We start from the raw sequence: 7,902 nt of genomic DNA, 5'->3' as shown, positions 1-7,902 counted from the left end.
TCCACCGCCCCCGGCGCCCGCCCATCCCGCCGCCCCGCCGCCGGGCCGGGCGCCGCGGGGGGCGCGGCGGCAGTCGCTGCTGCAGATGCCCTTCTGCGCCGACTGGCTGGCCGACGGCGCCTGGGAGCAGCTCATCGCCGACGTAGACTGGAGCAGCGATGGATGGCGCTTGGCACAGACCCTGGCGGCCATCGCGCACCAGCAGGAATCCACCGGCGACCGCACCACGGCGGCGCTGCTGCGGCTGCTTGCGTGCCTGGCGTCCATGCACCTGCAGGTGGGCGGCGATGAGCTGCTGACCCCGCGCTACATCACCCCGGAGCGCTGGAGCGCTGGACTGCGCGACATGGACGCCAACGACTGCGCCGCCGTGATGGCAATCGCCCGGACCACCCAGCTGACCTGGATCCGGGCGCGCTGTGCGGAGGTGGTGTTGGCCTCGCCTCATGCCCAAGGGCGCGAACGTCACGCGTTGGCCGCGCTTGGGGCTGACGCCTACCTGCAGCTGGTGCGCGAGGCTGAGGCGACGACCGCGGACGTGGAAATCCACACCGTCACCCACCTGCGCCGGGCCTTGGCCCTGGGCTGGCCGGCAAAGAAGAAGGATGTCGCGTTCCAGCAGCAAGTCTGGCGCTCCTTCATGGCCCTGTTCCGTCGCACTTTGCGCGGCCCCTTCCCGGGCATGGCCGATGGTTACGTGACCGAGCTGCTCGACCGTCCGTCCGATCATGCGCGGGAAGCGGCCGAACTGCTGGAGACGACGGCGCGTGCGACCGCGCCAACCGAGGACATTGATAGCGAGATCCAACACCGGCTGTTCAGCCTGGCGCGGCGGTTGTGGGAGTCGGAGCGCGAACTCGCACGCGCTCGCGCCGCAGGCCGACACGCTGCGGAAGCGCTCGTTTCACGCGCCGGCAACGTCGCAAGTGCCGCCGTGAAGGCGGCCTGGCTTGCCCAGGCCATCGCCGAGCTGAGGCGCTACCACGGCGATGCCGAGCGGGTGCAGCGGCTGCAAAGCGAGCTCGCTGATGTCCGGCTGCGTATCGCCGACGAGGTGGGCGAGATCCAGCTACAGGTCGATGTCAGGCACATTCACGAATGGGCGCAAGAACACGTGGCCTCGGCCGATTACCAACTGGCTCTGCTGAAGATTGCCTTCGCGGCACTGGACCATCCGGACCCCGAACGGGAGCGCCAGCGCGCCATCGCGGAGAAGCGCGGGGAGTTCTTCGGATCCTTCTTTGGCAGCACCCACCTGGATGCGGAGGGAGCCCCCATCCGATCCCAAGGGCCCTTCGACGCAAACGACCCAGTACATGTGGAGGCGGCCGCCATCGAGCGCTTGTGCGACGAGCGCTACCCTCGCGTGCTGGCGCCATTGATCGACATCGCCCTGCGGACGCTGTCCGAGCGGTTCAGCAGCGCGTTCGATGACGTGCTTTCTCTCGTTCGGTACAGTCCGGCGACCCCGCACGGCCACGCCTGGCAGATTGCCCGCGGGCTGTACGCCGGACTACAGTTCCGCTGGATTGATGCGGCAATCAATCTCATTCCGATGGTCGAGGCCTTCGTCCGCGCCGACCTCAAGCGCCACGGCATCGACACGCGGGTCGCGAACGAGCTTGACGGGGAGAACGAGCGGTCATTGACCCTGCTGCTGGAGTTGGATGCTCAGCGCGGCATTCTGCCCGCCGGCATGAACTTCGAGTTGAAAGCCCTGATGACGCATCCCGCCGGTGCCAATCTGCGCAATCGGTATGCTCATGGCTTGATGTCGGATAGAGAGCTGAGCAGCCCTGCGGCCATGGCCGTGTGGTGGCTCATGCTACGGATCGTGCTCAGGCCATTTTGTGAGCTAGCTGAGCCCAAGCAGGCAATGGACGGCGAGGCGGGCGCCACCTAGATGAAGCGCCACAGCAAGGCCGACAATGGGTCGGCGTTCACGAGTCTTCGCTAGAGCCAGCGGCCTGCGGTCTGCTGCTGGAATATCCGCAGTGCAAGCTCATAGTTGATACAGGTCTGCCCGCTGTAGGGTGCGACCTTGACGAACAGTGCCAGTTCTTGCGGCGAGAACGACCAGCTCTCGGGGAGACGCAACTTTCGTTTAGCAGCCCCATCGGCGCTGTTGCAATCACCACAGATCAACGTATCCGGAAAGCGCCCGTCACCATGGCAATGATGCTCCGCCATGGTAATGCTGAATCCCATGCCATACGCATCGCCGAACCTGGCGCGCCACGAGGGCCCACGGATCTCCGTCCAGCGGATCAGCTGCTGCGCGGTCCGACCACAGCAGGGGCAGCGCCAGCCGCTGTCGACGGCGTCGCGGTACTTGCGCGCACAATGCATCCCAGTGAATGCCGCAATGTCATCTGCAGTCGGAATACGCGAGTACTTCGCTGATTTTGTCATTGCGATTACGCCACCATACGATCCAAGGGCAAGGGTACAACGCATCGGCACCCCCCGCGGGCGCACAGGATGATGCGAGGGCTCCGTCGTGGCGACACCGCAAATCGTGGCCTGCTTTGAGTCAAGAAGGCGCTCCCCATTCCAATAGCGTGCCCCAGCGCCTGGCTCCGGCCGCCTTGCCATCTGCCACTCGAGCTCGCGATGACTACCGGCGACTGGCGGGCTCGCGGGCTGGCGGTTGGAATTTGAGATGAAGTATAGACGCGCCGCAGGGAAGAACGAGCCCACCGCGTCCCGGCAGAGCGCATCGATGCTGTGGGAGCCACAGGATATGAGCCGGACATCCTGCGGGTCGTGGAGGAATATCAGAGCCGATCGATGCAGTAGACTGGCGCGCAGGCCCCGCCTGCACGCACATCGCCATACAGACACGGAGGACGATCATGCCCCGCTGGGACCTGACGCGTGAGCTGATTCATTTCACCCAAGGTGACACTCCGGACGCGGCCTGCAGCAGGCTGCGCAGCATCCTAGGCGACGGCTATCTACGGGGCAGCGATCACCGGATCACAGGGGGCTATCGCTGCGTCTGCTTCACCGAGGCGCCTCGGGCGGCGTTGGCGGCAGGGCTGGTCAACCGCTAGAACTACGGACGCTATGCGCCCTTCGGCCTGATCTTCGACAAACGTTGAGGGTCGGCAGGGAATCATTACGTACAGGGCCAAAAGCTGCCTAAGCGACTGAATTTCAAGGTTGATTGCTCGTCTCTCGATCAGGTTCTCCCCATCTATGGGGTCTGTTCAAGCACCTTGGCTGTGTAGCTCAGCGGCGCCACTTCCCTTTCAAGATCCAGGTGGTAGTCGCCGAAGCGATTGATGTGGCTGGTCCGATAAGGCGACAGGCCGGCCAGGATCTCGGGCGTCAGTTCAATCCCCTCCTTCCTCATCTCGGCCAAGGTCCGGCTCATGCCTTCCACGTTGTGGAGGATGATCATGTTGGCCACCAGCTGGCTGTACTTGATGATCTTGCGCTGCTCGTGTTGGACGTTCTCAGCAATGATCCCCTGGCTGCCAAAGAACACCCATTTCACGAAGCCGTTGTATTCCTCGCTCTTGTTGGTGGCAGCATGGATCGTTTTGCGGATCTCATTGTCATCAATGTAGCGCAGCAAGAACAGCGTTCGAACGGCCTTGCCAAGTTCCCGGAAGGCGAAGTACAGCTTGTTCTTCCGGCTGTAGGTGCCCAGCCGGCGCAGGATCGAGGACGCGGTGATCTTGCCCAATCGGATTGAGATCACCACCCGCAGCATGTCGTGGAGATGGGTGGCGATCAGTCGCCAGTCGATGCTGTCCCCGAACAGTGCCTGGATGTTCTTATAAGCCCTACCCGGTTCGGGCCGAAAGAATGTCAGGTCCTTGATGTTCCGGATCCGGGGCATCAGCTGGATGCCCAGCATGTGGGCCAGGCCGAAGACCGGATAGCTTTGGGCCTGCGTGTCGCCATGGACGATCTCAGGCTGGATGTCGGAAGTGTTGGCCAACAGACCGTCGAGGATGTAGATGCCCTCGTGCACGCCACAGGGAATGAAGTGGCTGAACAGCGCTACGTATTTGTCGGACACGTGGTAGTAGCCGATGCCACCGTAGCCGCCGTAGCGGATGTGATACTCCGACAGCAGGTTGTCCTCGTAGACGCTCCACTTCGTGCCATCAGCTGATGCGCTCTTGCCGCTGCCCCAATAGCCAGGCAGGTCGAATTTGTTGTAGGTATTGATGACCTCCACGATGGCCTTCTCAAGCACATCCTCGGTCACGTATTTCAGGTTGAGCCAAGCGACTTGGCGCCGGCTGAAGCCCTTGATCGACCGCGCCGTCTGCGTCGGCCCCAGGTTGCAGCCATAGCAGAATGGCGTGGTGATCACACGTCGGGGCAGATCTTCGACCTGGCTCTCGGTGCCGGCGATCGGGCGGAAGAAACGGTGCAGATCCAGCCATTGGCTGGCATCGATCAGGACATCGACGATGCTGGATTCTGGAAGCCGTTCGGCGATGAGGCGATCCACCGTGGTAATCGCGCTGGAGACTTCGGCGCGTTGCCCCTTCCGCAGCACCAGGCGCCCATCCAGGATGTCCGCATGTACGTTCTCCGGGAAACGCGCGTCGACCTCATCGGCCAGGGAGGTCAGTTGTGCACGTAATCCCGCCACGAAAGACTCGGCGTCGGTGGGCAGGCCTGACACCTGGCCGTAGGCTTCCAGTTCCTGGGCCAAGGTGGCTTCATCGACCAGCTGCTCACGGTAGTCATCAAACCGTTCGCTGCTGGGAATGAAGAGATCTCCGGACTTCAGTTCGTCCTTGACCTGCACCAGCACGGCCAGCTCGAAGTACTTACGGTGCATCCAGCCGGCGCCGGCTGCACTGGCCCGCTTGCCGAACACGTGCTGACACCAGAGCTTGGACATCCAGTCAAAGTCCTTTTCCGGGTCCAAACCGAGGGAGGCGACCTCGATCAGCTCACGGCGCTGGTTGCGCAGCGAGAGCACCGCTGCGATCAGCGGCTCCATGCCGGCGTCGTGGCTGGTCGCCCGAAGTTTCATCAGCTCCAGCCCATTGAACAGCAGCGGCCTGACCGCGCCATAGGGCTGCAGCATGAAAGGCAGGTAGTTCTTCCCGGCGTAGGCCATATGTTCTTCGCATTCGGCCAGCAAGGTCGACACTTCCGCTTCCAGGCTGTTGTCGATGGCATCCACGCGCTGACTATCGCTGCCGTCTAGCTGATAGGCCTGCAGGATTTCCTTGAGCTGGCCGATGAGGAAGTCGGCCCGTTTGGCATGTTCGAGCTGGTAGGCCAGCAATTTCTGCTGGGCCGTGTTCTCCAGCCCGCGCACCTGCTTGATGAACAACTCGGCTGCATCATCCAGTGTCTTGGCATGCTGGGCGCGAATGAAGATGGTGGCCAGCGCATAGCGCTTGTCCGGAGCCAGTTCGGCCAGCTCGCTGGCGTCATAGGCCCGAGCCATTGCACGGAACTGCTTGAGCTTGGGCACCGGCACATCGATGGGAGGCAGCTGGTCGGCCAACTGCTGCAGCATGCGGATGTGCTGCAGGTAGAACCGAACTTCCTTGTTGGTGGGCCGGCCGGGCTCGCGCTTGAGTGATTGCCAGCCGGTGAACCTGGACCCTTCCGGTGCGCGCAGCAGTTCGTCGATGAGCGTGCGCGTGGCAGGCGTCAGCGCGTGGCTGATGCTGCGGTAGTAGCCCAGATTGACCCGCTCACGGGCGCCGATGGCGGCCAGCTCCAGAGTGCGGAAACCGGGCAGTTCGTAGCGATGGTGCACCAGCTCTTCGAGCAGGACGTTCACGATGTCCGGGATGGTGTGCTTGGTCTGGGCTGCTCCGGTGGCCACTGTGTCCAGCCAAGCCAAGCCCGATTTATCCAGGGGACGTACCCCGATGAATTGCCGAAGCTGCGGCATATGCCGGCGCTGGCTGCCGGAAGCGTCGTAGCGTTCGAGCTGGTCGGTGTCCAATACGCGCCCGAGTCGGGCGGCCTTGGCGATGTGCTTCCGGATCCGCTCGGGTACGTCGGCCAACAGCGTGAAGTAGCCCAAGCGTTGGAAGAGCTTGAGATGAATCAGTACCGCCAGCTGCGGACCCGGCTGGGTGGTCAGCTGCTTGGCGAATGCAATCTCAGCGGCGGTCGGGGTATAGATCTCCTCCAGTTCCTTGGCGGTGGGATCAGGCTTCAGTCGCGGGTAGGCGGTCTCGTGAAGGGTAGCCATTGGATCCGGAGGGTGTGAGGGGGATCAGTCCCAGTGCCGGCCGTCGTCTGTACTGAGCGACGCTTCCAGGAAGCACTGGTGCGTATCGGCCATGCGGTGCATGTCATCGAGCAACGTGGCCAGGATTTCATCCAGATCCCTTTCGGGATCGGTGGGAGCAGTCAACTGGTACTCGCTGCTGGCGGTGTTCAGGCGCACAGCCTGGAACGGGGCCAAGCAGATCTCTTCAATTCGGCCTCGGGCCTTGGCCGCGCCGCGGCCCGTGCGGGCAAACGGGGTCAGCACCATGCGCAGGCGCAGCTGCAGGGCCGATTTGCCCTCCGGCGCCGGCAGTGCCATCGCCGGTACCGGCACGGTTGGACTGGGCAGGCTTGCTTCAATGCGGTCCCGGGCAAACGGGTCACGCCCGTCCAGGTAACGCATGGCCGACTGCACATCGCGCCAGCCCACGTACTCCATCAAGGCCTTCATGTCCCAGCCTTGGTCGTTGGCCCAGCTGGCAAAGCCGCGGCGCAACGAATGGCTGCTGTGGAGCCCCGCATCGGCAAAGCCGGCACTGGTCAGCAACTCGCGCAGCAGGCGCACCAAGCTGTTGGGATGCAGGCCTTCGGCGCTCACCTGGCCCCATTGGTTGACTGCCCGAAACACCGGCCCTTCTTGCAGGTCGGCCGCCTGCAGCCACGCCTGGGTCGCCTCCACCGGACATAACCGCGACAGCGCCGGCACCTTGTAGGTGACGCCGGCTGCCTGGCGATCACCCTTGCTGCGTGGCAAGAAGCAGGTCATCCCCTGTCCCGGCACCAGCGTGAGATGGGCCACGTCCAGACGCAGCAGTTCATCGCCACGGAATCCCCGCCAGAACCCGAGCAGCACCAGCGCTCGGTCTCGTTGATGGCGCAGCGCCGCCGGCCCATCGCCCCGGGCATGTGCCGCAGCGATCGCCGCGGCCAGCCAGTCATCGAGCTCGACCAGCCGCCGAATCTGGAGCGGCGCGGCTTGCTTGACCTGGCCCGGGTGCAGGGTCTGGATGCCTTTGAGCACCTTGCGCACCAGCGGCGATCGGGTCGGGTCGACAAAGCCGTGGTCGCGGTGCCAAGAGGCGATGGCCGCCAGACGTTGGCGGAGGGTGCTGGTCGCCAAGGTCTGCGCATAAGCGGCCAGGTACCGGGCCACGCTGTCAGGTGTCGCTGGGAGGTGGCCTTGCCATTCAACCTCGAAGTGCCGCAGCGCCGACGCATAGCTGCGCACCGTGTTCTGGCGCGTGGCCGCATCGAGGTAGCGGTCCAGTTCGGTCACTGGCGCGTGGCCTCCACCGAGGTCGTCTGGCGCAGCGTCGACAGGATGGTGCATTCCGCCCGCTGCCCGCCATGGCAACTGGCAATCACCCGTTCCAGCTCGCTGGCCATGCGCTGCAGGTCGGCCATGCGGGCGCGCACGTCGGCCAGATGGCTGCGGGCCAACCGGTCCACGTCCCCGCACGAAAGCTCCTCATCGCCGGCCAGCTGCAGCAGGCTGCGGACCTCCTCCAGGCTGAAGCCCAGGTCCCGGCCACGCGCAATGAAGCGCAGCCGCTCGATGTCGGCCGGGCCATAGACCCGGTAGCCGTTGCCCGTGCGCCCCGGGCGCGGCAGCAACCCGATCCGCTCGTAATAGCGAATCGTCTCCAAGTGGCATCCGCTGGCGTCGGCAGCCTCACTGATTTTCATTCG

General features: G+C 64.1%; 6 protein-coding genes. 2 read left to right on the top strand and 4 right to left on the bottom strand.

The features are described 5' to 3' along the window. The coding region (locus QMX79_RS02300) for a DUF4209 domain-containing protein (protein WP_282243925.1) at nucleotides 1-1,903 on the top strand (1,903 nt) is incomplete at its 5' end. 50 nt (nucleotides 1,904-1,953) lie between these two features. Here QMX79_RS02300 and QMX79_RS02295 read toward each other — a convergent pair. After that, nucleotides 1,954-2,412, bottom strand: a complete 459-nt coding sequence (locus QMX79_RS02295; protein ID WP_012480233.1) for a hypothetical protein — start codon at nucleotides 2,410-2,412, stop codon at nucleotides 1,954-1,956. 443 nt (nucleotides 2,413-2,855) lie between these two features. Between QMX79_RS02295 and QMX79_RS02290 the strand changes: the two genes are divergently transcribed. Further along, entirely contained in the window at nucleotides 2,856-3,056 is a 201-nt protein-coding gene (locus QMX79_RS02290) for a hypothetical protein (protein ID WP_012480232.1), read from the top strand. A gap of 143 nt (nucleotides 3,057-3,199) precedes the next feature. On the opposite strand, the gene QMX79_RS02285 is transcribed toward QMX79_RS02290, so the two are convergent. The 3 genes from QMX79_RS02285 to QMX79_RS02275 are packed head-to-tail and all read right to left on the bottom strand — an operon-like array spanning nucleotide 3,200 to nucleotide 7,899. Then, nucleotides 3,200-6,193 carry a Tn3 family transposase gene (locus tag QMX79_RS02285; protein WP_282243914.1) on the bottom strand — a complete coding sequence of 998 codons (2,994 nt, stop codon included), beginning with the start codon at nucleotides 6,191-6,193 and terminating at the stop codon, nucleotides 3,200-3,202. A gap of 24 nt (nucleotides 6,194-6,217) precedes the next feature. After that, nucleotides 6,218-7,489, bottom strand: coding sequence for a site-specific integrase (locus tag QMX79_RS02280; RefSeq protein ID WP_005413373.1), 1,272 nt, complete (start codon nucleotides 7,487-7,489; stop codon nucleotides 6,218-6,220). Further along, on the bottom strand, nucleotides 7,486-7,899 hold the full coding sequence (locus QMX79_RS02275; RefSeq protein WP_012480230.1) for a helix-turn-helix domain-containing protein: 414 nt from the start codon (nucleotides 7,897-7,899) through the stop codon (nucleotides 7,486-7,488). The genes QMX79_RS02280 and QMX79_RS02275 overlap by 4 nt, the downstream gene beginning before the upstream one ends. Between the last annotated feature and the right edge of the window lie 3 nt (nucleotides 7,900-7,902).

Origin of the sequence: Stenotrophomonas sp. PS02300 (genome assembly GCF_029959395.1) — a bacterium.
Taxonomy (GTDB): Bacteria; Pseudomonadota; Gammaproteobacteria; order Xanthomonadales; family Xanthomonadaceae; genus Stenotrophomonas; species Stenotrophomonas maltophilia_AD.
Note: the sequence above shows the minus strand (reverse complement) of the source record. Positions and strands in the feature narration are given on the sequence as shown.

Bases quoted from the DNA above. Each gene is read 5' to 3' on its own strand.
- QMX79_RS02295 (WP_012480233.1), bottom strand. From the start codon at position 2,412: ATGACAAAATCAGCGAAGTACTCGCGTATTCCGACTGCAGATGACATT.
- QMX79_RS02290 (WP_012480232.1), top strand. From the start codon at position 2,856: ATGCCCCGCTGGGACCTGACGCGTGAGCTGATTCATTTCACCCAAGGT.
- QMX79_RS02285 (WP_282243914.1), bottom strand. From the start codon at position 6,193: ATGGCTACCCTTCACGAGACCGCCTACCCGCGACTGAAGCCTGATCCC.
- QMX79_RS02275 (WP_012480230.1), bottom strand. From the start codon at position 7,899: ATGAAAATCAGTGAGGCTGCCGACGCCAGCGGATGCCACTTGGAGACG.